The sequence below is a fragment of the Pseudomonas sp. SDO5522_S412 genome (genome assembly GCF_054071215.1).
In genome coordinates, this window is record NZ_JBSVWQ010000062.1 from 1 (window position 1) to 23,531 (window position 23,531).

Sequence of the window (23,531 nt, forward strand, 5' to 3'; positions counted from 1 at the left end):
AGTCAATGCATCTGTCGACTGACCCAGCGCTTTCGCGAGCAAGCCCGCTCCCACATTTTTAATCGCGTTTCTACAGGCCCAGCAGGGCCATGCGCTGACGAACCGAAGCTTCAATCCCGGATTCATCCAGCCCGCACTCGGCCAGCATCTGCGCCGGCTTGGCATGCTCGACATACACATCTGGCAAGCCCAGGTGCAGCACCGACTTGAGGATATTCTCCCGCGCCAGGAACTCACTGACTGCCGCACCGGCGCCGCCCATGATGGCGTTTTCTTCGAGGGTCACCAGCAGCTCATGGCTGCCGGCGATCTCGCGCACCAAGGCCTCGTCCAGTGGCTTGACGAAACGCATGTCTACCACCGTGGCGTCGATCTTCTCGGCCACTTTCAAGGCTTCAGCCAATTGCACGCCGAACACCAGCAAGGCAACGCCGCTGCCCTGGCGGCGGACGATACCCTTGCCGATTTCGATAGGCTCAAGGTCCTTTTCGATCACCGCATTCGGACCATTCCCCCGCGGATAGCGCACAGCCGCCGGGCCGTTGTACAGGTGGCCGGTGCTGAGCATCTTGCGCAGTTCGTTCTCGTCGCTCGGGGTCATCACCAGCATGCCGGGGATGCAGCGCAGGTACGAGAGGTCGAAGCTGCCGGCATGGGTCGGGCCGTCTTCGCCCACCAGGCCCGCACGGTCGATGGCGAACAGCACGTCGAGGTTCTGCACCGCGACGTCATGAATCAACTGGTCATAACCGCGTTGCAGGAACGTAGAGTAGATCGCGACTACCGGCTTGGCGCCTTCACAGGCCATGCCCGCGGCGAAGGTCACCGCGTGTTGCTCGGCGATGGCCACGTCGAAATAGCGCAGCGGGAAACGCTCGCTGAACGCCACCAGGTCGGAACCTTCCTTCATCGCCGGGGTGATGCCCACCAGGCGCGGGTCGGCGGCGGCCATGTCACACAGCCATTCGCCGAACACACCGGAATACTTTGGCCCGCTGGGCTTCTTCGGCGCGGCGGCCGGGGCGTTCAGCGGTTCCAGCTTGGTGATCGCGTGGTAACCAATCGGGTCGACTTCCGCCGGGGCGAAGCCTTTGCCTTTCTTGGTCACGATATGCAGGAACTGCGGGCCTTTAAGGTCACGCATGTTGCGCAGGGTGGCGATCAGGGTTGGCAGGTCATGGCCGTCGATCGGGCCGATGTAGTTCCAGCCCAGCTCTTCGAACAGGGTGCCGGGAACCAGCATCCCCTTGGCATATTCTTCGGTACGACGGGCAATTTCCCACGCGCCGGGCAGACGCGAGAGCACCTTCTTGCTGCCTTCACGCATGCTTGCGTAAGTGCGGCTGGAGAGGATTTTTGCCAGGTAATTCGACAGGCCACCGACATTGCGCGAGATCGACATGTCGTTGTCGTTGAGGATCACCAGCATGTTGGCGTCCACTTCCGGCGCGTGGTTCAGCGCCTCGAAGGCCATGCCGGCGGTCAACGCGCCATCACCGATCACCGCAATCGCCTTGCGATCGCTGTTTTGCAGGCGGGCGGCAATCGCCATGCCCAGCGCTGCACTGATAGAGGTGCTGGAGTGGCCGACGCCAAAGGTGTCGTACTCGCTCTCGGAGCGGCGCGGGAAGGCGGCGATGCCATCCTTCTGGCGCAGTGTGGCCATGCGCTCGCGGCGTCCGGTGAGAATCTTGTGCGGATAGGCCTGATGACCCACGTCCCACACCAGCCGGTCGTCCGGAGTGTCGAATACGTAATGCAGCGCAATGGTCAGCTCGATGACGCCCAGGCCGGCACCGAAATGCCCACCGGTCTGGCCGACCGTGTAGAGCAATTCCAGGCGCAACTCATCGGCCAGGGTTTCCAGCTCGGCTTCACCCAGGCGGCGCAGGCCGGCTGGCGTGTTGGCACGGTCCAGCAGGGGCGTGGCCGGGCGCTTGCGGGGAATCTCTTGAAACGTCGTGGGCATCAGGCGAATCGTTATAGGTATAGAAGAGGCGGCAGTTTACCTCAAGCATCGCAAACTGCCCACGCAGAGCGCCGAACTTGGCTGATATGCGGTGGAAAAGGCCGCTGTTGTCAGTGGCGACGTTCGACGATATACCGCGCCAGGTCACGCAGTGGCTCGGCAGCCGCGTCGAAAGGTCGCAGGGCATCCAGGGCCTGGTCCCGCAGCTCCAGGGCGTACGCCTTGGCGGCTTCCAGCCCGAGAAGCGAAGGATAAGTCGGCTTGTCCCGTGCGATATCAGCACCCTGGCGCTTGCCGAGGGTCGCGGTATCGCTTTCAACGTCGAGAATATCGTCCTGCACCTGGAACGCCAGGCCGATGGCCCGCGCGTAGGTTTGCAGCGCCGCCAGTTGCGCAGCTTCGGCACGGCCACTGGCCAGGGCGCCGAGGTGCACGGCGGCCTCGATCAGCGCGCCGGTCTTGTGGCGGTGCATGTATTCCAGGGCTTGTTGATCGAGCTTCAAACCGACCGAGCCCAGGTCAATCGCCTGGCCGCCGACCATGCCGGCAGGCCCTGCGGCCAGCGCCAGCGCGGTAACCATGCGCAGACGGATCTCGGCGTTGACGCTGCTCAGGCGCGGGTCCAGCAGGGCGCTGAACGCCAGGCTTTGCAGGCCGTCACCGGCGAGAATCGCGCAGGCTTCATCAAAGGCTTTATGGGTAGTGGGTTGGCCGCGACGCAGATCGTCGTCGTCCATTGCCGGCAAATCGTCGTGTACCAGGGAGTAAGCGTGGATCAACTCCACCGCACAGGCGGCGCCGTTGGCTTCCTCCGCCTGGGCGCCGAGGGCTTCACAGGCCGCATAGGCGAGCAACGGGCGAACGCGCTTGCCACCGTTCATCACGCTGTAGCGCATGGCCTCATACAGGCGGTTCAGCTCAGGGCTGGGCGCGACAAACAGCGGATCCAGCGCAGCATTGACCCGGGCCTGGCTGCCGGCCTGATAAGCGTCGATCATTCAGGCTGTTCCGCATCGAAAGGTTCTTCGGCCAACTCCCCATCGCGTTCCAGCAACACCTGGACCTTCTGCTCCGCCTGCGCCAGGGCGCTCTGGCAGTCGCGGGTCAGGCCGATGCCTTGCTCGAATGCGGTCAACGAGTCTTCCAGCGACAACTCGCCGTTCTCCATCCGCTCGACCAGGGTTTGCAGGTCGGCGAGGGATTGTTCGAAATCGAGTGCAACTTTTTTGCGGGCCATGGCGGCTATTCCGGTAGACGGTAAACCGGCGCGACACTAGCAGACATGGGGGATTGGGGCAAATGAGTGGGGGGATTTGCCTTGAAAATCAATCGCCTTGAGTGTTGATTTGATAGCGGGTGCTGCGGCCGCCGCCGGGTAGCCGAACCAGGCAGTTTTTTTCCAGAAGATCGGCCAGATGTCGGGTCGCCGTGGCCTTGGACACTTTGGCCACCGCTTGATATTGGGCCGCGCTGATCCCGTGCTCAAAGCCCTTCTCGCCGCCGTCGAGCAAGCGATTCAAGACTTTTGTCTGCTCGGCGCTGAGTGCGTGGTCTCGATGCCGTTGCCAGAAGCGAGTTTTACCCAGCACCCGGTCGATCCGCGCCATCGCCTGCTGCAGGCTACGAAGCAGGGTTTGCAGGAACCACTCTAGCCAATCGGTGACATCCAGCGTGGCTTTTTGACTGGTTTCCAGTGCACGGTAATAGCCTGCCCGGTCTTCAAGGATGCTTGCCGACATGGCGTAGAAGCGGATCGCCTGGTTCTCCGCCTGGGCAAGCGCGAGGTCAGTAATAGCCCGCGTCAGACGACCGTTGCCATCATCGAAGGGGTGCAGGGTGACGAACCAGAAATGCGCCAGGCCTGCGCGGAGCAATGGGTCAAGGGCCGCATGATTCCGGCTGGCTTCAAACCATTCGATGAAATCGTCCAGCGACTGCTCCAGTCCTTGGCGGGGTGGGGCCTCGAAATGCACAGTGGGTCGGTCCAGTCTTCCCGATACAACCTGCATAGGCTCATCCCCCCTTAACGCGCCTACGTTCAAGCCGTGGGTGGAAAAGCGGGCTTCCTCGGCGGGAAACAACCATCGATGCCATTTGAATAGACGGGTGAGGGTAAACGGTTGAGCAAACTGTTGCGTGGCGTCCAGCATCAAGTCAGCCAGACCCTCGCTGCGCCGGCTCACGGAGCCGTCTTGCAATAGCTCCAGGCCCAGGCGCCGGGCCAAAGAGGAACGTACCGAGCCCACATTCAACTGCTCACCCTCGATTGCCGAGGAGGTCAGAATGTTTTGCAGCAATGCATCCAGTTCATTCTCTGAGCTCTGGGCCTGGCTGACCGAACCGAGCATGCCCAGCAACTTTCCTTGCGCCTGCGTGCACTCTCGCAACAACGCTGCAAGGCGCTCTGGTTGCCAGTGAAAGTGCGGCCAGTCCGGTTGTTGCCAGATCCAGTTCGGGTGATCCATAGAGGCATGCTCGGTATGTGAGCCGAATAGAAGGCTTATTCGGCTCATTTGGTGAGCCGATTGTGTGAGCTATTCGGCTCACTGTCCAGTCAGATGCGCACATCAGGTACAGCGCCGCCTCATCACTGGCCAGCAGGATCGCCTGTTCCATAACCTTTGGCGCAGTACTCGCCAGCTCCATCGATTCGCTGGCTGTCGCCCCCAGGCTTTCAAACAGCTTGCCGGCGTCCTTGAAGATCTCCTGCGCTTGCTTGATGGCGTCCCACACGCCGGTAATCGCCGTCCAACTTCCCGCCAGCACGCCATTGCCAATCGCGCTCGAAGTGGACCTTTCCCAGTGCGGCCGGAAACCACTCCATTTTTTGCGAAGCTTTTTCTGTTCCGAGCCGCTGCCCGGTACTACGTAAAACAGCGGTTCAGCTCATTGACGGCAGTGGCGTTTTCAGTGGTGCGGTGCATTGGCCCTGAGCATCCTTGAGACTGGCCTCAAACTCGACCAGTCCTCCATGCATCTTCTGCAATGCCTCGATCTGCCGCACCAACTCCTGCTTCTTGTTGGCGATCGCCTTGTCCGCCAGGCCCCAGGGCAGCCCATCACCGTGATGCCCACCCAGAATTGCCTGCAACTCCTTGAGCTTGAAACCCAACTGCTGGGCGCACTTGATGAACGTCAGCAGTTCGACACTTTGCGTGGAGTAAAATCGATAACGACCTTCCCGCTGCGGCGGCGGCAACAGGCCGATGGCTTCATAGTGACGAATCGCTTTGATGGTTGTGCCCGACAGTTGCGCGGCTTTGCCGATGTACATGAAAAGTCCTTTTCCCAAAGAGTGCGCCGGCCTGTTTCAGCCACTGTTCCCGCTGTGCTGGCGTAGAGCCCAACACCGGCCCGAACAGCAACGTCTTGATCGGCTGAATGCCACAAAACGCCAGTGTTGTCTTGCGTATCTGGTGCAGCGCGGGCATGCGGTAGAACCACCTGTAATACCACGGCGGCGTGTCCAGGGTCACCAGCAAGTGCGCGGTTCTGCCCTTCAGGAGTTTGTCGGGGAAGGCCTTTCCCTTGCGGTATTTGAAGGCGAAACCGGATAGGAAAATTCGGTCGATAAAACCTTTCATCAACGCAGGGATGCCACCCCACCAGACGGGGAAAACAAACGTCAGGTGATTGGCCCACAGGATGTCGGATTGAGCGTTGAGCAGGTCGGGTTCCAGAGGCTGGGCCTGGTTGTAGCCGTTGTGGAGGATAGGGTCGAAAGCCAGTTCACCCAGACGCAGGATGCGTACTTCGTGGCCGGCGTTTTTGGCGCTGGTGATGTAGGTGTCGGTGAGGGCCGAGCAGAAGCTGGTGCTGGAAGGGTGGCCGAGGATGACCAGGATGCGTTGGCTCATGGTGGTGCGGTCCTGAAAACTGGGGTTTCAGGGTGAGGTGTGACCTTAGGGGGAGAGTCAAGCGCTTGCTCTACGGTATGGGCAAGGGTCGGCGATCTGGCTGACCTAGCCCTGCCCGTGATAGTTAAACGCTGCCGACCGGCAGGAAGACCGGTACATTTTGTCCTGTCTCGCAGGTGTAGAAGGCGACCTTGAGTCGCTGGCCAATGCGCAGTTGTTGTGGGTCCTCGCAGTCTATTGCCGACAAAATCGTAGGGCCCTCGTTCAGGGTCACGTAGGCAATGCAGTGAACGTGGTCTTCTCGCCGACTGTAACTGAAGCTATACAGCGTCGCGTCGCCGCTGGCGACGATCCAGTCGGTAGACGTCGAGCCGGTAAACGGGCTGTGATCACGCGGGTAGTAGTAAGGCTTGCCGGTATCGAGGCAGCGGCGCAGCAGCAGTTTTCCTTGATTGGCGGCGTCCCAGAACGGCGCGCTTTCCGGGGTGATTTGAGGTGGTTTGAGGTGCATGTCAGAGTCGCTCCAGAATAAGGGTGGCACTGCCATGTCGTGAGCCCAGCAGGCCACCGGTGCCGTGAGCCAATGCCAAGGTGCAATCGGGCAACTGAACCGCCGGGTGGGCCTCACCGCGCAATTGGCGGACGGCTTCGATCAATTTGGTCATGCCGCCCCGGTTTCCCGGGTGATTGTTGCAGAGGCCGCCGCCATCGGTATTCACCGCCAGTGGGCCTTCGCCACTGATCAGCTTGCCATCGGCGACAAAGACGCCACCTTGGCCGGGTGTGCAAAATCCGAGGTTTTCCAGCTGGATCAATACGGTGATGGTGAAGCTGTCGTAGAGTGAGGCGTAGCGGATATCGCTGGGCTTGAGTCGAGCCTCGGCAAAGGCGTCAGCCCCGGACTGGATGCCGCCGCTGGAGAGCAGGTCGAAGTAGCCGCCGTTCAAATGGTTGACCGAATAGCCTGAGCCGATGGGTGTGATCAGCGGCCGCTTGAGTGCGCGGGCGATGGACGGATGCGCCAGTACCAGCGCTCCGCCGCCGTCGCTGATGACACAGCAGTCCAACCTGCGTAATGGGGCCGCGATCAGTGGCGAGTTCAGCACGTCTTCAACACTGACGACCTTGGGCAGCATCGCGTTGGGGTTGTACTGGGCATGGTGTGACGCAGCGACTTTGATCCAGGCCAGTTGCTCGGCGCTGGTGCCATGTTCGTGGCTGTGACGCATGGCGCACATGGCGTAGAGATTGGTCACGGCGGCGCCGTAGGGCATTTCAAATGGTGCTTCGCAGGCGCTCTGCGGTTGCTTGAGCTGACTGCTGTCCGGCCGCTGGCGCTCGGCGCGTGGACGTCCGGCCTGGGTAATCAGCGCCACCTTGCACCGGCCTTCGGCGATGGCACGTGTAGCCTGTGCAACGTGTTGGATGTAGGACGAACCCCAGCTTTCTGTGGTTTCTATGTGCCGAGGTTTGATGCCCAAATATTCGACCACGGAAAACGGGCCGACGCCTTGGGAGTCCCATCCCGGTACGTCTCCCGCGCAGAAGTAGCCGTCGACATCGTTGATGCTCAATCCTGCGTCGTCCAGGGCGCCGCGTGCGACGTCGGCATGCAGTTGGGCGAGGGAGCGGTCCACGGCGTGGCGGGTAGGGTGTTCATAAGCCCCGACGATAAACGCTTTTGCTTTAAGGCTCATGATTCGATGTCTCCCAGCGGTAAAGGCATTGGATAGTCGGTTTGCTGGCCTGCGTAATCGATAAAAAACGCCAATGCGTGCGGGTCTCGCATGGCACTTGGATTGGCCACTTTTGCCGGGTCATGGCCCATCAAAATCCGCCGCACTGGCACCTCCATTTTCTTTCCCGTCAACGTCGTGGGAATCATGGGCACCGCGTGTATGCGATCCGGGACATGTCGGCGTGTACAGGTTTGGCTCAGGCACTCGCTGATGTGCCGTTCAAGGCCTGCGTCCAACTGAATCCCAGGGCGTAGCTGGACAAACAGCGGCATGAAGAACCCACCTTCAGGCAAGTCCAGATTGACGATCAGCGAGTCCTCGATGGCCTCGATCTGTTCGAGCGCACGGTAGATTTCGGCGGTGCCGATACGCACGCCAAAGCGATTAAGCGTCGCGTCCGAGCGCCCCAGCACCTGGCAACCGCCACGGCCGTTGACCAGGAAGAAATCACCATGGCGCCATACGCCGGGCCAGGCCTGGAAATAGCTGTCGCGGTAACGCTCGCCGGTGGGATCGTTCCAGAAGTACACCGGCATCGAAGGCATTGGCGCCGTCACTGCCAACTCGCCGACTTGATCGATGGCGGCCTTGCCTTGGTCGTCGAATGCATGCGCCGCCACGCCCAGGGCACGTGCCTGGATTTCGCCGGCATACACGGCCAACGTGGGTACCCCACTGACCAGGCCGCTGCAGATATCGGTGCCGCCGCTGCCGGTGGCGACCCATACGTCGGGTTTGAGGTGGCGATAGAACCAGGCATTGCACTCAGGTGAAACCGGTGACCCCACGGGCATGACAGTGCGCAGTGCCGAAAGATCGAAGCGCTGGCCGGGAACCACGCCCTGACGTTTCATCAGCTCGATGTAGGCGGGGCTGGTGCCGAAAAAACTCGCACGGCTGTCTTGCGCCACTTGCCATAACGTATCGGTGTTCGGCCAGGTGGGATGGCCGTCGTACAGCACTGGGCGTACGTCGCAGAGCAACGTGCAGAACAAGGTATTCCACATCATCCAGCCGGTGGTGGTGAAGAAGAACGCGGTATCGCCAGGGCGAAAATCCAGGTGCAGATGCAGGGCTTTCAATTGCTCCAGCAAAATGCCGCCATGGCTGTGCACGATCGCTTTGGGAAGCCCCGTGGTGCCGGAAGAAAACAGCACCCACAACGGGTGGTCGAAGGGCAGTTGCTCACACTGGAAGTCGGCGGCCGGGACGATCGGGCGAAGGTGCAGGTTGCGCCAATCGACTGCGCCCTGAACGGTGATCGACTCTTGGGGGAAGAGCGTGGGCAGCATGATCAATTGCTCGATACTGCCCAGCTCCCGAACGATCCGTTGGACCTGTTCACGACGGTCGAATGCTTTCCCACCATAGCGGTAACCGTCCACCGCGAAGAGCACCTTGGGTGCCAGTTGTCGGACCCGATCCAATACGCCATCGGCACCAAAGTCCGGTGAGCAACTCGACCAGATTGCCCCTATGGCAGCACTGGCACACAGGGCGATCATGGCTTCGGGGATATTTGGCAGGTAAGCCACAACCCGGTCGCCAGGTCTTATTCCCAGCTCGCGCAAATAAGTCGCCAGGGTGCGCACCTGGTTGGCGAAGTCGGGCCAGGGCATGCCTTGCAACGTATCGGTTTCACTCACGTACAGCAGGGCATCACTGTTTTCTCGCTCGTTACGCAGAATATGTTCGGCGAAATTCAGCTGGGCCCCCGGAAACCACTGCGCCCCTGGCATCGTGCGGGTGCCCAGAACGGCGCGGGGAGGGCTGGAGGCCTGTACGTGGAAATGATCCCAGATGGATTGCCAGAAGGCGTCCAGGTCGTTGACGGACCAACGCCACAAGGCGTGGTAATCGGTGAAGGTAATATCTCGTTCCTGCTGCAGCCAATTCAGGTAACGGGTAAGACGGGCCTGATGTATGTGCCCGGGACTAGGCTGCCACAGCAGTTGCCCATGACGGGCAGGATCAGAAAACGGGAAAGCGTTCGCCACGATAAAAGACCTCTGACGTTATTTTTATTAAGGGTCATTGGGTTTCATGCGTGACGGATCTTAATCATCAATTGTACGGCGTACAATTAGTGGTTTTTCAGGTATCGATGAGTGACGTTTCTAGCGACGGGATGCCAGGGTTTCCAATCCGCAGATGATGGTCTCGACATAAAACGCGAAGCTGTCATCCAGCGCCGCTTGCACGCCGTTTTGCCAGCGCAGGCTGAAGCTGCGATTGCTCAACTGATCCATGTTCTGCGCCAGTGTCGGGTGTTGTTGCGGGTCGACTTGCTGAAGGCTCTGCTGGACCTGGTTTTGCCAGGCTTCTGTGTTTTCCGGCAGCGGTGCGAACTCCAGCGTAGTAAACCCGGTGAGGGCGGCAATGAAGGTGTTGTAGGCGCTTGCCAGTGTCGGCCCGTTGAAGCCGGCCTGTTGCAGGGCCGCCAGCACGCCTTCCACCAGTTTGAAGTCGGTGCGGGTATTGGAGACCAGTTGCGCACCGAGCAACGGCGCAATATTCGGATGTTGGTGCACGGCGTTGTGGCAATTGACCATGGCCGCACGCAAGTAGTCCTGCCAGCGTTCCTGGGGCTCGGGCGCCAAGTGTTCCAACACCTTGGCCAACACCTGGGCCAGCAGTAATTCCCGAGAAGAAACGTACCAGTAAATCGCCGTCGGATAGACGCCCAGGGCGCTGGCGAGAGTGCGCAGGCTGAATTTCTCCAGGCCTTCCTGATCAATCAGCTCAAGTGCCGCGGCGGTGATGATTTGGGCGGTCAACAGGTTTTTCGAATCCTCCCCAGCGCTCTTTTTACGCCGGCCTCGGGGGTTTGCGGTTTTGCTGGTCATGGGCCTTTCGTTCCGGCTGAGGGAAGGCGAAAGAATAGCGGCTAAGGGTTTTCCTGTCTCGGATACGAATCACGGTGGAGTGCCCAGGAGCCTCGGGCTCCTGGGCAGGGCGGCCTCAGTCGCAAGGCAAAACAGCAGCGTAGCGATCGACAAAAGCCCGAGTGGCGGTGAGCAGGTGTAACAGTTCGTTGTCGGTCAGTGGCAAGCTCAGCGCGACCAACCCGCGCCGGGCGAGGTAGATGCCACTTTCGATCAGGTGGAAGAAATACAGGTCACGCAGGCGTTTTTGGTACTCGGATAACTCCATAGGGCGCTGCAGGTGCATGGCGGTGGGATGAAAATTCATCACCGAGCCTTGTCCCGTGAACTGCAGGGCGACAGGTGCCAGCACCTGATTGAGTTGCTGGCGTAATGCATCGCCTCGGGTATTGAGCGCAATGGCTGCCTCGCGGGTGAACACCTGCTCCAGGCCGGCGATGCCGGCGCTGAGCGTCATCACGTTATTGTTGAATGTCCCGGCATGGGGCAGGCGACCCAGGCGCGGATCGAACTGCGCCATGATTTCCCGGCGCCCCCCCAGCATTCCGCAAGGCATCCCGCCGCCCAAGTATTTACCCAGGGTGATCAGGTCAGGTTTGACCTCAAGCTTTTCCTGCAAACCTCCAGGCGCCAGGCGTGAAGTCATCACCTCGTCGAAGATCAGCAGCGCGCCATGGGCCCGGCTCATTTCGCGCAAACCTTGAAGAAATCCCGGCGCAGCGCAGATGCATCCGCCGGCACCAAGCATGGGCTCCACCAGGATCGCGGCAATTTTGCCGCGGTGCTGATGCATCAAACGCTCGACACTGTGCAGGTCGTTATAGTCGGCCAGATAGACGCGATGGGGAACGTTCATTGCCGTCGCCGGTCCGGCGAAACTCATTACGCCTCCGTGGTATCCACCAGAAAAGGCAATGATTGCGCGACGGTCTGTGTAGGCAACTGCCGCCGCCAGTGCGAGCAGGTTCGCTTCGGTCCCCGAGTTGGTAAACCGCACCTGCTCGGCGCAATCGAAGCGCTCCACAATCAGTGTTGCCAGCCTGGCTTCCAGCTCGGTATGGGCGCTGAGGTTCAGTCCTCGCGCCATCCCTTGTGACAGCGCATGCAGAATGACCGGGTGGGAGTGGCCATATAGCGCCGCCGTGTATTCGGCCAGGAAGTCGATATAGCGATGGCCGTCCATATCGGTGAGCAAGCAACCCGCGCCACTGGACATGGTCAGGGGAAACGGTTCGTAAAACAGCACCGAGCGTGTATTGCCACCGGGCATGACCCGGGCGGCCCATTCCAACTGGCGCGCACTATTGGGGTTGGCACGAGTGAAGCGCTCGACACACGCAGCCAGTTCGGTCTTGAGGGTGTTGCCGGTCATATTCAAGCTCCCTGCACGTCGCTGGCAGCTACTGACTGAGTAGGTTTCGGATACACCAGCATCAGCACTGCGAACCAGGCGAACGTCACATAGAAGGCTGCGCGGGTGTCCGGGTCCAGAGCCACCAACATGGCCAGCACCGCCAGAAAAGACAGCACCAGCACACTGCTGCCCATGGCCCACGGCATGCGATAGGCAACCCGAGGCAACTCACCCCGCTGAACTTTGCGGCGATACGCCATATGCGCAACGATGATCACCGCCCACACCCAGATCAACAGGCCCAATATCCCGGTAATCAGCAGGCCGAACAGACTCTCCGGAATCATGTAGTTGAGCAGCACACCCACCAATAACATCAGGGTCGAGACCATCAGGCATCGAGCGGGAACCTGGCGCCGGCTCAACACCTGGAGGCTGCGTGGCGCCTGCTGGAAATGCGATAGCGAATACAGCATGCGACTCGTGGCAAACAGCCCGGTATTGCAGGATGACGCCAGCGCTGTGATCACCACAAAGTTCACCAGCCCCGCTGCCATTCCCAGACCGATGCTGTCGAACACCATGACAAACGGGCTTTGCCCGGTATTCAGCTGATTCCACGGATACAGCGCCATGATGATCGCCATCGAGCCGACATAGAAAATGAACATGCGCCAAATGATGCTGTTGATCGCCTTGGGCAGCGTGCGCTCGGGGTTGGCCGTTTCAGCGGCCACCACACCGATCACTTCAACGCCGGCGAAGGCAAACGCCGCCACCGGAATCGCGTACAACAGGCCGCTCCAGCCGTGAGGTAAAACGCCTCCGTGGGTCCATAGGTTGGTAATGGACGGCGGTGTCTTCGCCGATGTTTCAAGGCCGAAAAACAAAATCACCAACCCCGCCACAATCAGCCCGACAATCGTTACCACTTTGATCAGCGCCAGCCAAAACTCCACCTCGCCAAACGCCTTGACTGTGAACAAATTAATCACCATCAGCACACCGGCCGTGACGAGTGCGGGAATCCACTGGGGCAGTTCCGGGAACCAATATTTCATCAGCAGGCCGATGCCGGTGACCTCAAGCACGCCCACCAGAATCCAGATCAACCAATACGACCACCCGGTAATAAAGCCGAAGCGCGGCCCGAGGAACTCCTCGGCAAAAGACGCAAAGGACCCGCTATTGGGTCGGTATAGAGACAACTCCCCCAGCGCCCGTGCGATCAGATAAATCATCAGCCCGCAAATGGCATAAGCCGCCAACAACGCAGGCCCGGCAGTGGCGATCGCCTTGCCAGACCCCAAAAATAACCCAGCACCAATCACCCCCCCGATGGCGATCAGCATGACGTGGCGTTCCTTGAGAGAAGTAGCAAGGCCCTGGTTGGACATGTTGCGCATCATCATTCCCCTGGCTGCATTGCGCAGCGGTCATGAACGTTATCCGGCTTGGTGGCCGATTTTATTGTACGGTGTTCAATAGGCAGGATTCGGGCCAGAGCAGGGTGGGGTTGATGGTATGGAGGAGGGAATCGGGGTTAAACATTCTGTTTAGATTGGTTTGTAGGATCGTTTCTGGATTTGTCAGACGGGAAGTTTGGGAAGTTGGATTGGCAGATACGGGGCGAGGTGTCACCCGATAACACATCTAACGTGTGGGGGTGGGGCGCTGATTTTTGACGGCCAGCAAGACAGATCCCTTTCCTTGGCAGGACGTTTCCTAGAGAATTCCAAGCGCTTGCGCCAGCAAAATCCCGCGACTAGTCTGCGTTCCGTCACTGCATATTCAGTGATCGGGTTTAGTCGCCCGGACAACGCTAGGCGTACAGCGCCATCTCAAAGCCAGGTATTTATCGCCTGCACTTTATGGTGGCTGTGCGCAGGGCACCTTCGGGTGCGCCGGTGCCTAGCGGCCGGTCGACTAACCTGCGTACAGCTGCCACCTTCTGATCGTTTAGTCGCGAGAGGTTAGTGGTTTAACTCACTGCTAGGAGTTCTACCATGGTCAAAGTTACCCCCGATCCACCCGCATTCCATAAAGCCTTACTCCGCGACACTGATGCCTCGCGTCGAGTGATCGATCACTACCTCAAAGCGCCGGACGCGCAGCCTTCACCCAACCCGTTTACCGTCGATGACGAACTGAGTTTCGAAGATGCCCTGGCCCATGCTGCCGAGTTATTGCATTGCGCCGTGGCAACCGCCCAGGCGTCGACCGAGCCGCTGAATGGCGCACAGCGGGCGGTGATGCATTTGGTGGAAATGTCGAAGGTGGTGGTGGATCGAGCGCTGGACTGTTTGCAGCCGAGGTGAGGACCTTAAGCCTACGCTGAGGTTGCGATGCATTTGGTCAGCGATCTACTGACCAAATGCTCATCATCCTGGCTCAGGGGCGGAAATCCCGGCAGACGATCGCCATGGATTAAAGCGGTCTCCTCAGGCGTATGGCTTGAAGTCATTGCTGTCGCGAGTGAGTAACTGCATCAGCTTGGGATGGATGAAGAGCTTTTCCTTGCCAACCTGAACCTCTTGCAGAACGCCGATGGCGACTAGTTCTTTGAGGTAACGGGAGGCTGCTTGACGCTGGGCAATCTGTTTGTCGACGACGTTGCTGATGCGGCAGTAGGGCTGTTCGAAAATGACGTCTACCAGCTCGCGGGAATAGGTTTTCGGCAACTGCTCACGAACAAACTGGGTGGTGTGCTCGGACAGGCTGCGAATAGCGGCAATTTTTGCACAAGTCCAGCGTGCTGTTTCTTCCACAGCGCTGAGCATGTACAGCAGCCAAGGCTCCCAGGCTTGTTCGCGAGTGACATCAAGCAACAGGCGGTAGTAATCGGCTCTATGGGCAATGATGTAACGGCTAAGGTAGAGAATCGGTAGATTCAGCAGGCCTTCCTGGATCAGGTACAGGGTGTTGAGCACTCGCCCGGTACGGCCATTGCCGTCGGTGAATGGGTGAATGGCTTCGAATTGATAGTGACTAACCGCCATACGTACTAATGGATCCAGGTCGGTCTCGTTGTGCAGGAAGCGCTCCCAGTTGGCGAGCATGTCACGTAAGCGATCTTCGCCTTCCGGTGGGGTATAGATGATCTCGCCGGTTCGGTCGTTGGCTAGCTGGACTCCTGGCACCCGGCGTATATCCATGTTCACGCCTTTAAGCGTGCGGCAGATTTCGACTGCAGTACCGGTGGAGAGTGGGCGGTCGGCCAACGATTGATAACCTTTCTGCAGGGCTTTGCGGTAGCGCAGTGCTTCCTTGGTCGCTGGGTCTGCGTGGCTATCTCCATCCTGAGCATGCTGAAAGAGCAAATCCGTGGTGGTGACGATACTTTCGATCTCTGAGCTGTCCTTGGCCTCCAGCAATGGAATGGTGTTGATCAGCATTGTCTGGTTAGGGATCAGCTCAGCCGCTTGCTTCAATTCGGCCAGGGCTGTGCGGGCCTCAATGCAGCGTTTGAGCACTGCATGGGTTTCCAGAACAGTTGCCGGTGGCAAAGTGGGAAGCTGGTTGTAGGGCTTGTCAGCCTGCCAGGGAAGGTGGGATGCGGTCATGGATGGGGCTCGGTCTTTGACTTATCCGTCTAAAGGTAAGAGGGGCTCATCAGGGCGCCCTTTCGTGGCGTCAGTGTAAACATGCGTGCACTACGTGTCGCTATATTTTGATTTCTGCGACACGTCTTGATGTCATGTCGTTGGTAACGACAGGTATGCGAAACGTGTTCTTGGAACGGGCTTTTAGCGACGTATCAGGCGAATGTCCTGAGGATGGAAAAGACGGCTTGCGTGCCTTGGAGCGGTTGGCGCGTTCTCAAATAGCTCGATGCCTGGCAGGTGTAGCGCATTTCTTCCAGGCATTAAAAAGCCGGCTTGTGGCCGGCTTCTCGGGGACTGGTTCAGCTTATTTTTGGTAAACCTCACCAGCCTTCAAATCGTTCACCCAGGCTCACACCCAGGTGATAAGGGGCATCAGCGGGAACTCCTCCGCATCGCCAGGCAGGGCGGACCGGCTTCACGCCAACCCCCTGCCAAATGTGCGGCGGATAATACCCACATTCGCCTCAATTTCCCAGCTCCGGATCCGATTTAGAGCCTTCGTAGCCCAATAAATGCGCATCCAGCGGCACCGGTGGGCGGCGGTTATTCAGTGTCGCCCACCAGAACACCCAACCCAGAATCTCAAAGTTCTGCTCATGCCGCTGCTCATAGGTCAAAAACTCGTCCGGATGCTCGGCGCTGTTGTGGCTGCGCATCCGCAGGCCACCTCCTGGACGGTTGTAGAGGTATTTGATCCGCAGCATTCCGTCGTGCTCTACCGCGTAGATTTCGCCATCGATGATCTGTTTGCGACCACAGTCGATGGCAAGGGTACTTCCGTCCTGGATGATGTCGATCATGCTGTTGCCGACCATGTAGGCCCCGAGTGCCCGCTCCGGGCTTACACCGATGGCTTCAAGGGTGTGCAGGGAGAGGCGGATGCTTTCGGTCGAGGTGAAGGTGGGGTGGAGGGGGATCTCCACGTCGATTTTTACCGGGCCCGAGACCGGGTGGGTGATGTAGTTGCCGCTGGTCTCGCGGGCGATACGGTGGGAGGTGTCTGCATCGGATCCTTCCAGCAGGTAGTTGGCGGGTGGATGTTTGGGGCCTTCGCCTGTGCGCAGCCAACGGCTGGTGACGCACAACAATTCTGCGAACTCGTTGAGCCGGCCCATGGGGACGCCGCGTTTGAACCAGTTGTTTACGTGTTGAGGCGTAACATCGCGGTTCTTGGCGAAGTCGGAAGCGGAAAGATGAACTTCCCGTAATAGCGCTCTTAAGCGATCACCTGATGTATTCATAAACGCAGAGTTTACTGGCCGTAAAATCAGATCAAATAAACCATGCGTTGAGTTGCTGTATGTAGGTGTTTCCTTATCGCAGGACTATTCTGCTAGTTGATTAAGCTAGTTAAACAATTGCTGTAAATATGTTTATTAAAGTAGCCGGATGTTTATGTTTTTCCCACAAAAAAAGCCCCGATTAATCGGGGCTTTTTCAGAGCGAATAGCGGTATCAGCCTTTGTAGGCAGCGACCGACTTCATGATCTCGGCGCGGGCGGCGTCTGCATTGCCCCAACCGTCGATCTTCACCCATTTGCCTTTTTCGAGGTCTTTGTAGTTCTCGAAGAAGTGTTTGATCTGTTCCAGCAGCAGTGGCGGCAGATCGGTGTATTCCTTCACGTCGACATACAGCTGGGACAGCTTGTCGTGTGGTACTGCGATAACTTTGGCATCGCCGCCGCCGTCGTCAGTCATGTTCAGGATGCCGACCGGGCGGGCGCGGATAACCGAGCCTGGGGTAACCGGGTAAGGGGTCACGACCAGCACGTCGAGGGGGTCACCGTCGTCTGCCAGGGTGTTGGGGATGAAACCGTAGTTGGCCGGGTAGAACATCGGGGTGGCCATGAAACGGTCAACGAACAGGCAGTCGCTGTCTTTGTCGATTTCGTATTTGATCGGCGCGTGGTTGGCCGGAATCTCGATGGCGACGTAGATGTCGTTCGGCAGGTCTTTGCCAGCCGGAATCTTGCTGTAGCTCATTGGGCGTTGCCCCCGTAGTTGGCCATGGAACATGGCCGGATTGGCCTAAAAGTGGCGGCGATTATAGGCATATTCTGACGCCGATGCCATGCGTCAGACGTCGTAGGGCGCTTGGCGTTCCGTCTGATACCGCACGTCGCCGGCCTGCAGTTGGTGCAGGCGCGCCAGGGGATCCTGACGGTAGAAGTGGCTCAGTTGCTCGTACACCTGTGGATAACTGCTGACCAGCAAATCCGGGGCACTGAAGAAATATTCGCTGGTGACGGCAAAGAACTCGGCCGGGTTTTCCGCGGCGTAGGGGTCGATGGCCGTTTCGGCGTCAGGGTTGCGGTCGAGCTGGCGGTTGAGGTCGTCGAAGGCGCTTTGCATGACGCTGGCCCATTCCTGCACGCGCATGTCGTGGTGCAGGGGTGGCAGGCCGTTGGCGTCGCCGTTGAGCATGTCCAGCTTGTGGGCCAGTTCGTGAATGACCAGGTTGTAGCCTTCCCAGTTGCCGCTGGCCAGTACGCCGGGCCACGCAAGGATCACCGGGCCCTGTTGCCAGGCTTCGCCGCTGTGCTCGCCGTCCCACTCGTGCTCCACGCCGCTGGCGTCGCGATGGCGCTGCGGGCTGAGGAAGTCGTCGGGGTACAGCACGATCTCGTGGAAGCCCTGGTACCAGTCGAGGTCGCCAAGGTTCATCAGCGGCAGCTGTGCCTGGGCGGCGAGCAGCAGGCGCTGTTCCTGGTGCAGTTCGACGCCGGGCAGGGCGGTGAGGTGTTTTTCGGCGAGGAACACCACGCAGGCTTCCCGCAGCCACTGGTCTTGCTCGGCAGTGATGCCGTCGAGGAACGTCAGGTGGTGGCGCACCCGTTGCCACGTTTCATCGGCAATCGGGTGCTTGGCCAGCAGGCGCCGGCGACGCCAGGCGCTGAGGGACCACATCGCAGGTTACTGCGGCTTGGCTTCGGTGGAATTGCGGCCAAAGCGGCTGCGGAACACACCGATGATCATCGGTACCAGCGACAGCAGGATGATGAACACCACCAGCAGCGACAGGTTTTTCTTGATGAACGGCACGTTGCCGAAGAAGTAGCCCAGGGTTACCAGGCCGCCGACCCAGAGGACGGTGCCGAACACGCTGAAACCGAAGAAGCGCGGGTAAGGCATTTTCGCGATACCGGCGACGAACGGCGCAAACGTGCGCAGGATCGGCAGGAAGCGCGCCAGGGTCACGGTTTTGCCGCCGTGCTTGTCGTAGAAGTCGTGGGTTTTTTGCAGGTAGTCGCGGCGGAAGATCTTCGAGTTGGGGTTGCTGAACAAGCGTTCCCCGGCCGTTCGTCCGATCACGTAGTTGGTACTGTCACCCAGGATGGCCGCGAGCATAAGCAGGCCGCCCAGCAATATCGGGTCCATGCCGCCGCCCGCTGCAACAGCGCCGGCGATGAACAGTAAGGAATCACCCGGCAGAAACGGCATGACCACCAGGCCGGTTTCGCAAAAGATAACCAGGAACAGAATGGCGTAGATCCACACTCCGTAGTTTCTCACCAGCATGTCGAGGTACACGTCGAGATGCAGGATAAGGTCGAGCGGGTTGAAATCCATGGAGGGCACCTGTGTGAATGGCCTGGCTCAGCGGGCCTGTGCGGAGGCTTCGGGTAATAAGGGCTACAAGGTAGTGGCGTATTTCTTACGACCCTGAAAGGTCCGCATTATACGGATAGAGTTGTGAAAAGCGTGCTGGTTTTGTAGCGGGGAATGTCGCGAAAGCGATCTGATTGTAGACACAGCGTCAGTGTGGGAGGGGGCTCCCACAACAGATGTATGAGGTTTGGTTAATAGTTGTCAGTCATCGCTGATCGCAAGCACGTAGTTCTTGAACTCGGTGTCTTCCCGAAAACCGATGGACTCATAGGTTTTCTGCGCCACCTGGTTGTCACTGCTGGTGGACACACGCAGGCGCACGGCTTGAGTTTCCTTGGCCATCTTCTTCGCGGTACGCATCAGGTTGTCGGCCACCAACTGCCGGCGTGCGTCTTCGGCGACGTAGATGTCGTTGAGGATCCACACCCGCTTGAGGGACAACGATGAAAAGCTTGGATACAGCTGGCAAAAGCCAAGCAGTTTCTTGTCGTCATCGTCGGCCAGCGCCAGGTAGATCACGGACTCCTTGCGGCGCAGGCGTTTTTCCAGGAAGGCGCGGCTCGAATCAGGAAACGGCAGCGCACCGTAAAATTCGCGGTATTTGACGAAAAGCGGGGTCAACAGGTCCAGGTGTTCCAGGGTCGCTTGAGTAATCCGCATGCCAGGCCTCAACTTCCAAATGGGGTATGACCACACAAGCGGCCGTGTCTCGATGCTGCCTAAAGCAGAGAAAAAGCGCAATCGTGCAGGGATCAGTCCTTCGGTGGGCTGAGCAGGAAGTTTCCTTTCATCAGGTCGGGATCATCCGACTCGAGGGTTTGTACCTGCGCTTCATCCTTGAGGTTGACCCCCGACAACTGCCGGCGACAGGCCTCCCGCATCAAGTAAAGCAGGCGGTGAGCGGCCATGCCGTAGCTCAAGCCTTCCAGGCGCACATTGGAGATGCAGTTGCGGTAGGCGTCAGTGAGGCCGACCTTGGGGTTGTAGGTGAAATACAGCCCCAGGCTGTCCGGCGAGCTGAGCCCCGGCCGCTCACCGATCAGGATCACCACCATTTTTGCCCCGAGCAACTGGCCGACTTCATCCGCGACGGCGACACGGCCCTGCTCCACCAGAATCACCGGTGACAGCGACCAGCCTTCAGCGTGGGTTTGTTCCTCCATGCGTGTAAGAAAAGGCAACGTATGTTTATGCACCGCCAGGGCCGACAAGCCGTCGGCCACCACCACCGCCAGGTCCACGCCGCCGGGGTTGGCTTCGGCATAGTCCCGCAGGGCCTGGACGGATTCATCACTGAGGCGGCGCCCAAGGTCCGGGCGTTGCAGGTAGCTGTGGCGGTCGACGGCGGCGCTGTGCAGCAGCAGGCTGTCGCGGCCACGCTCCGCCAATTGGCTGCTGAGCCCTGCATGATCAAACGGCAGGTGTACCGCGTCGCGGGCCTGGGCATGGGCGAACTGGAAATCCAGCTGCGCGCCGGTAGGCATGCTGGTGCCGGTGCGGCCCAGGGCAATCCGCGCCGGGGTCAGGCGCCGCAGCTCAAGCCACGGGTTGTCCACGTTGTTTTCCGGGGTGTCGATGTGCACGGGCGGTTCCTTCTTCATCCCAGTTGCGCCAAGGCGTGGCGGAATGCCGGTGGCAGGCTGTTGCCGAAGTGCACCTTGCCGTCGGCTTGCGTGAAGATGCCCATTTTCGCCAGCCACTGTTCAAACTCCGGTGCCGGCTTTAAACCCAATGTTTGGCGGGCGTAGAGCGCGTCGTGGAACGAGGTGGTCTGGTAGTTGAGCATGATGTCGTCGGAGCCCGGGATGCCCATGATGAAGTTGATCCCGGCCACGCCCAGCAGGGTGAGCAGGGTGTCCATGTCGTCCTGGTCGGCTTCGGCATGGTTGGTGTAGCAGATGTCGCACCCCATGGGCACGCCCAGCAGCTTGCCGCAGAAGTGGTCTTCGAGGCCGGCGCGGATGATCTGCTTGCCGTTGTACAGGTACTCGGGGCCGATAAATCCTACGACCGTGTTCACCAAAAACGGCTTGAAATGCCGGGCGACGGCATAGGCGCGGGTTTCGCAGGTTTGCTGGTCGACGCCAAAGTGTGCGTTGGCCGACAAGGCGCTGCCCTGGCCGGTTTCGAAATACATCAGGTTTTGCCCGAGGGTGCCGCGGTTCAGGCTCAGGCCCGCATCGTAGCCTTCCTGCAGCACGCTCAGGCTGATGCCGAAACTGGCATTGGCCGCCTCGGTGCCGGCGATCGACTGGAACACCAGGTCCAGCGGCACGCCACGGTTGATGGCTTCGATGGAGGTGGTGACGTGGGTCAGCACGCAGGCCTGGGTCGGGATTTCATAACGCTGGATGATCGCGTCGAGCATTTCCAGCATCGCGCAGATCGAGGCGATGCTGTCGGTGGCCGGGTTGATGCCGATCATGGCGTCGCCGTTGCCGTAGAGCAGGCCGTCAAGAATGCTCGCGGCGATACCGGCCGGCTCATCGGTGGGATGGTTGGGCTGCAGGCGGGTGGACAGGCGCCCGCGCAGGCCCATCGTGCCGCGGAACTGTGTGACGACGCGGATTTTCTGCGCCACCAGTACCAGGTCCTGCACACGCATGATCTTCGACACGGCGGCGGCCATTTCCGGTGTCAGCCCGGGCGCCAGGGCGCGCAGGCTCTGTTCGTCGGCCGCGTCGCTGAGCAGCCAATCGCGTAATCCGCCGACGGTCAGGTGGCTGACCACGGAAAACGCTTGTTTATCGTGGGTATCGATAATCAGCCGGGTGACTTCGTCGCTTTCGTACGGGATCAACACTTCTTCGAGAAAGTGCTTCAACGGAATGTTGGCCAGGGCCATTTGCGCCGCGACCCGCTCGCCATCGTTCTGGGCGGCAACACCCGCCAAAAAATCCCCGGAGCGGGCCGGGCTGGCCTTGGCCATCACGTCCTTGAGGCTGTCGAAGCGGTAGGTCAATGCACCGACCGCGTGGGAAAAGCTTGCCATACAGAGTCTCCTTGTCGACGCGGGCTGAATGTGAGTAAAGCGCCCGCGTCGAGGTTTATGGCAGTTAGTGCAAGGCGGCCTCTGCGGCCTGGATCGCCGCAAATTCTTCTTCCGGCGTGCCCGCTACCAAGTGATGCCGACTGTAGAAAGCAAAGTAAGCAATTAATACTCCATAGATGATCGCGGCGCCAATCACCACGCGCGGATCCACCAGAAAGCCCGCCACAACAGCGATGCAGGCCAGTACCAGGGCGACGCCCGAGGTGAAGATGCCGCCCGGAGTACGGTAAGGGCGGTCCATTTTGGGGCGGCGGATGCGCAACGTGATGTGCGCGGCCATCATCAGCACGTAGGAAATGGTTGCGCCGAATACGGCGACCAGGATCAGCAAATCGCCTTGGCCGGTCAGCGACAGGCCGAACCCGATGATGCCGGGGATCACCAGGGCCAGTACCGGTGCCTTGCTTTTGTTGGTCTGCGACAGCTTGCGCGGCAGGTAGCCGGCGCGGGAGAGGGCGAAGATCTGCCGGGAGTAGGCGTAGATGATCGAGAAGAAGCTCGCGATCAGCCCGGCCAGGCCCACCAGATTGACGAAGTGGCCCATCCACGTGGAGCCGCCGTAGGCTTTGGACAAGGCTTCCACCAGCGGATTGCCCGATGCCATCAACGCGTAGGCGCCAGCACCGCCGGGGGCGATCACCAAAATCAGCAGGGCGAAGCTGGTCAGCACCACAATGGCGCCGATCAGGCCGCGGGGCAGGTCGCGTTTGGGGTTCTTGGTTTCTTCAGCGGCCAGTGGCACACCTTCGACGGCCAAAAAGAACCAGATCGCATAGGGAATCGCCGCCCACACGCCGACATAACCGAAGGGCAGGAAAGTGCTGGCGCCCTTGGCCTCGGTCACCGGGATGTCCAGCAGGTTGGCGACACTGAAGTGCGGCACCATCGACACCAGGAACACACCCAGGGCAATCGCGGCGACGGCGGTAATCACAAACATCAGCTTCAGCGCTTCACCCACGCCGAAAATGTGGATGCCGATAAAGATGATGTAAAACGCCAGGTAGATCATCCAGCCGCCAATGCCGAACAGCGATTCGCAATAGGCGCCGATAAACACCGCGATGGCGGCGGGGGCGATGGCGTATTCGATAAGGATCGCGGTGCCGGTCAGGAACCCGCCCCAGGGGCCGAACGCGCTGCGGGCAAAGCCGTAGCCGCCGCCGGCGGTAGGGATCATGGAAGACAGTTCGGCCAGGGAGAAACACATGCACAGGTACATGGTGGCCATCAGCAGTGTGGCGAGGAACATGCCGCCCCAGCCACCCTGGGCCAGGCCGAAGTTCCAGCCGGCGTAGTCGCCGGAGATGACGTAGGCAACACCGAGACCGACTAATAGTACCCAGCCGGCAGCGCCTTTTTTCAGTTCCCGTTGTTGGAAGTATTCGGTGCCGACCTTTTCAAAGTCGACGGAAGACCCGGACGCCGGAGCGCCATTCGGTTCGCTGGGCATGATGGAAT

General features: G+C 59.7%; 22 protein-coding genes. 1 reads left to right on the forward strand and 21 read right to left on the reverse strand.

Translation table 11 applies throughout. The features are described 5' to 3' along the window. Window positions 1-70: 70 nt before the first annotated feature. From dxs to ACW9I6_RS15390, 12 genes are all read right to left on the reverse strand, one after another. Entirely contained in the window at window positions 71-1,969 is a 1,899-nt protein-coding gene (gene dxs, locus ACW9I6_RS15335; protein ID WP_177035955.1) for a 1-deoxy-D-xylulose-5-phosphate synthase, read from the reverse strand. A gap of 110 nt (window positions 1,970-2,079) precedes the next feature. After that, window positions 2,080-2,967 (reverse strand): (2E,6E)-farnesyl diphosphate synthase, encoded by an 888-nt coding sequence (gene ispA / locus ACW9I6_RS15340; RefSeq protein ID WP_008436503.1) that lies wholly within the window; start codon window positions 2,965-2,967, stop codon window positions 2,080-2,082. Continuing rightward, on the reverse strand, window positions 2,964-3,206 hold the full coding sequence (locus ACW9I6_RS15345; RefSeq protein WP_003209964.1) for an exodeoxyribonuclease VII small subunit: 243 nt from the start codon (window positions 3,204-3,206) through the stop codon (window positions 2,964-2,966). Before ACW9I6_RS15345 ends, ispA begins: the two co-directional genes overlap by 4 nt. A gap of 88 nt (window positions 3,207-3,294) precedes the next feature. Continuing rightward, on the reverse strand, window positions 3,295-4,434 hold the full coding sequence (locus ACW9I6_RS15350; protein ID WP_177051304.1) for a Fic family protein: 1,140 nt from the start codon (window positions 4,432-4,434) through the stop codon (window positions 3,295-3,297). A gap of 416 nt (window positions 4,435-4,850) precedes the next feature. Further along, a complete protein-coding gene (locus ACW9I6_RS15355; RefSeq protein ID WP_177066959.1) occupies window positions 4,851-5,243 on the reverse strand; it encodes a MerR family transcriptional regulator in 393 nt (130 codons plus the stop codon). After that, window positions 5,182-5,826, reverse strand: coding sequence for an NAD(P)H-dependent oxidoreductase (locus ACW9I6_RS15360; protein ID WP_457339508.1), 645 nt, complete (start codon window positions 5,824-5,826; stop codon window positions 5,182-5,184). Before ACW9I6_RS15360 ends, ACW9I6_RS15355 begins: the two co-directional genes overlap by 62 nt. A 124-nt stretch (window positions 5,827-5,950) precedes the next feature. Further along, window positions 5,951-6,337, reverse strand: a complete 387-nt coding sequence (locus tag ACW9I6_RS15365) for a Zn-ribbon domain-containing OB-fold protein (RefSeq protein ID WP_457339509.1) — start codon at window positions 6,335-6,337, stop codon at window positions 5,951-5,953. Between the two features lies 1 nt (window position 6,338). After that, complete coding sequence (locus ACW9I6_RS15370) at window positions 6,339-7,523, reverse strand: thiolase domain-containing protein (protein ID WP_457339510.1); 1,185 nt, start codon at window positions 7,521-7,523, stop codon at window positions 6,339-6,341. Continuing rightward, window positions 7,520-9,562 carry an acetoacetate--CoA ligase gene (locus ACW9I6_RS15375; protein ID WP_457339511.1) on the reverse strand — a complete coding sequence of 681 codons (2,043 nt, stop codon included), beginning with the start codon at window positions 9,560-9,562 and terminating at the stop codon, window positions 7,520-7,522. The genes ACW9I6_RS15370 and ACW9I6_RS15375 overlap by 4 nt, the downstream gene beginning before the upstream one ends. Before the next feature lie 120 nt (window positions 9,563-9,682). Next, entirely contained in the window at window positions 9,683-10,411 is a 729-nt protein-coding gene (locus tag ACW9I6_RS15380) for a TetR/AcrR family transcriptional regulator C-terminal domain-containing protein (protein ID WP_177008865.1), read from the reverse strand. A 115-nt stretch (window positions 10,412-10,526) separates the two neighbouring features. Further along, entirely contained in the window at window positions 10,527-11,822 is a 1,296-nt protein-coding gene (locus ACW9I6_RS15385; RefSeq protein WP_008436512.1) for an aspartate aminotransferase family protein, read from the reverse strand. Between the two features lie 2 nt (window positions 11,823-11,824). Beyond that, window positions 11,825-13,210 carry an amino acid permease gene (locus tag ACW9I6_RS15390; RefSeq protein WP_457339512.1) on the reverse strand — a complete coding sequence of 462 codons (1,386 nt, stop codon included), beginning with the start codon at window positions 13,208-13,210 and terminating at the stop codon, window positions 11,825-11,827. A 600-nt stretch (window positions 13,211-13,810) separates the two neighbouring features. Here ACW9I6_RS15390 and ACW9I6_RS15395 point away from each other — a divergent pair. Then, on the forward strand, window positions 13,811-14,122 hold the full coding sequence (locus ACW9I6_RS15395) for a DUF6124 family protein (protein ID WP_003219377.1): 312 nt from the start codon (window positions 13,811-13,813) through the stop codon (window positions 14,120-14,122). A 123-nt stretch (window positions 14,123-14,245) separates the two neighbouring features. On the opposite strand, the gene fic is transcribed toward ACW9I6_RS15395, so the two are convergent. The 9 genes from fic to eat all read right to left on the reverse strand — a co-directional run bounded on the left by fic (window position 14,246) and on the right by eat (window position 23,523). Next, entirely contained in the window at window positions 14,246-15,367 is a 1,122-nt protein-coding gene (gene fic / locus ACW9I6_RS15400) for a protein adenylyltransferase Fic (RefSeq protein WP_008436517.1), read from the reverse strand. A gap of 506 nt (window positions 15,368-15,873) precedes the next feature. Then, a complete protein-coding gene (locus ACW9I6_RS15405; protein ID WP_087692357.1) occupies window positions 15,874-16,650 on the reverse strand; it encodes a LexA family transcriptional regulator in 777 nt (258 codons plus the stop codon). 214 nt (window positions 16,651-16,864) lie between these two features. Further along, the gene (gene ppa, locus ACW9I6_RS15410; RefSeq protein ID WP_003176323.1) at window positions 16,865-17,392 is read right to left on the reverse strand and encodes an inorganic diphosphatase; all 528 of its coding nucleotides are present in this window, start codon (window positions 17,390-17,392) and stop codon (window positions 16,865-16,867) included. Window positions 17,393-17,485: 93 nt separating this feature from the next. After that, on the reverse strand, window positions 17,486-18,316 hold the full coding sequence (locus ACW9I6_RS15415) for a M90 family metallopeptidase (protein ID WP_003219385.1): 831 nt from the start codon (window positions 18,314-18,316) through the stop codon (window positions 17,486-17,488). Between the two features lie 6 nt (window positions 18,317-18,322). After that, window positions 18,323-18,979: a DedA family protein gene (locus tag ACW9I6_RS15420; protein WP_008436520.1), complete on the reverse strand. Its 657-nt coding sequence runs from the start codon at window positions 18,977-18,979 to the stop codon at window positions 18,323-18,325. 240 nt (window positions 18,980-19,219) lie between these two features. Further along, a complete protein-coding gene (locus ACW9I6_RS15425; RefSeq protein ID WP_003219389.1) occupies window positions 19,220-19,678 on the reverse strand; it encodes a GNAT family N-acetyltransferase in 459 nt (152 codons plus the stop codon). Window positions 19,679-19,770: 92 nt separating this feature from the next. Continuing rightward, complete coding sequence (gene eutC / locus ACW9I6_RS15430; RefSeq protein WP_134327368.1) at window positions 19,771-20,619, reverse strand: ethanolamine ammonia-lyase subunit EutC; 849 nt, start codon at window positions 20,617-20,619, stop codon at window positions 19,771-19,773. Beyond that, a complete protein-coding gene (locus ACW9I6_RS15435) occupies window positions 20,616-22,010 on the reverse strand; it encodes an ethanolamine ammonia-lyase subunit EutB (protein ID WP_003219393.1) in 1,395 nt (464 codons plus the stop codon). The genes eutC and ACW9I6_RS15435 overlap by 4 nt, the downstream gene beginning before the upstream one ends. 64 nt (window positions 22,011-22,074) lie before the next feature. Further along, on the reverse strand, window positions 22,075-23,523 hold the full coding sequence (gene eat / locus ACW9I6_RS15440) for an ethanolamine permease (RefSeq protein WP_008436523.1): 1,449 nt from the start codon (window positions 23,521-23,523) through the stop codon (window positions 22,075-22,077). Between the last annotated feature and the right edge of the window lie 8 nt (window positions 23,524-23,531).

Coding starts and splice junctions, on each gene's coding strand:
- dxs (WP_177035955.1), bottom strand. CDS start 1,969: ATGCCCACGACGTTTCAAGAGATTCCCCGCAAGCGCCCGGCCACGCCC.
- ispA (WP_008436503.1), bottom strand. CDS start 2,967: ATGATCGACGCTTATCAGGCCGGCAGCCAGGCCCGGGTCAATGCTGCG.
- ACW9I6_RS15345 (WP_003209964.1), bottom strand. CDS start 3,206: ATGGCCCGCAAAAAAGTTGCACTCGATTTCGAACAATCCCTCGCCGAC.
- ACW9I6_RS15350 (WP_177051304.1), bottom strand. CDS start 4,434: ATGGATCACCCGAACTGGATCTGGCAACAACCGGACTGGCCGCACTTT.
- ACW9I6_RS15355 (WP_177066959.1), bottom strand. CDS start 5,243: ATGTACATCGGCAAAGCCGCGCAACTGTCGGGCACAACCATCAAAGCG.
- ACW9I6_RS15360 (WP_457339508.1), bottom strand. CDS start 5,826: ATGAGCCAACGCATCCTGGTCATCCTCGGCCACCCTTCCAGCACCAGC.
- ACW9I6_RS15365 (WP_457339509.1), bottom strand. CDS start 6,337: ATGCACCTCAAACCACCTCAAATCACCCCGGAAAGCGCGCCGTTCTGG.
- ACW9I6_RS15370 (WP_457339510.1), bottom strand. CDS start 7,523: ATGAGCCTTAAAGCAAAAGCGTTTATCGTCGGGGCTTATGAACACCCT.
- ACW9I6_RS15380 (WP_177008865.1), bottom strand. CDS start 10,411: ATGACCAGCAAAACCGCAAACCCCCGAGGCCGGCGTAAAAAGAGCGCT.
- ACW9I6_RS15385 (WP_008436512.1), bottom strand. CDS start 11,822: ATGACCGGCAACACCCTCAAGACCGAACTGGCTGCGTGTGTCGAGCGC.
- ACW9I6_RS15390 (WP_457339512.1), bottom strand. CDS start 13,210: ATGCGCAACATGTCCAACCAGGGCCTTGCTACTTCTCTCAAGGAACGC.
- ACW9I6_RS15395 (WP_003219377.1), top strand. CDS start 13,811: ATGGTCAAAGTTACCCCCGATCCACCCGCATTCCATAAAGCCTTACTC.
- fic (WP_008436517.1), bottom strand. CDS start 15,367: ATGACCGCATCCCACCTTCCCTGGCAGGCTGACAAGCCCTACAACCAG.
- ACW9I6_RS15405 (WP_087692357.1), bottom strand. CDS start 16,650: ATGAATACATCAGGTGATCGCTTAAGAGCGCTATTACGGGAAGTTCAT.
- ppa (WP_003176323.1), bottom strand. CDS start 17,392: ATGAGCTACAGCAAGATTCCGGCTGGCAAAGACCTGCCGAACGACATC.
- ACW9I6_RS15415 (WP_003219385.1), bottom strand. CDS start 18,316: ATGTGGTCCCTCAGCGCCTGGCGTCGCCGGCGCCTGCTGGCCAAGCAC.
- ACW9I6_RS15420 (WP_008436520.1), bottom strand. CDS start 18,979: ATGGATTTCAACCCGCTCGACCTTATCCTGCATCTCGACGTGTACCTC.
- ACW9I6_RS15425 (WP_003219389.1), bottom strand. CDS start 19,678: ATGCGGATTACTCAAGCGACCCTGGAACACCTGGACCTGTTGACCCCG.
- eutC (WP_134327368.1), bottom strand. CDS start 20,619: ATGAAGAAGGAACCGCCCGTGCACATCGACACCCCGGAAAACAACGTG.
- ACW9I6_RS15435 (WP_003219393.1), bottom strand. CDS start 22,010: ATGGCAAGCTTTTCCCACGCGGTCGGTGCATTGACCTACCGCTTCGAC.
- eat (WP_008436523.1), bottom strand. CDS start 23,523: ATGCCCAGCGAACCGAATGGCGCTCCGGCGTCCGGGTCTTCCGTCGAC.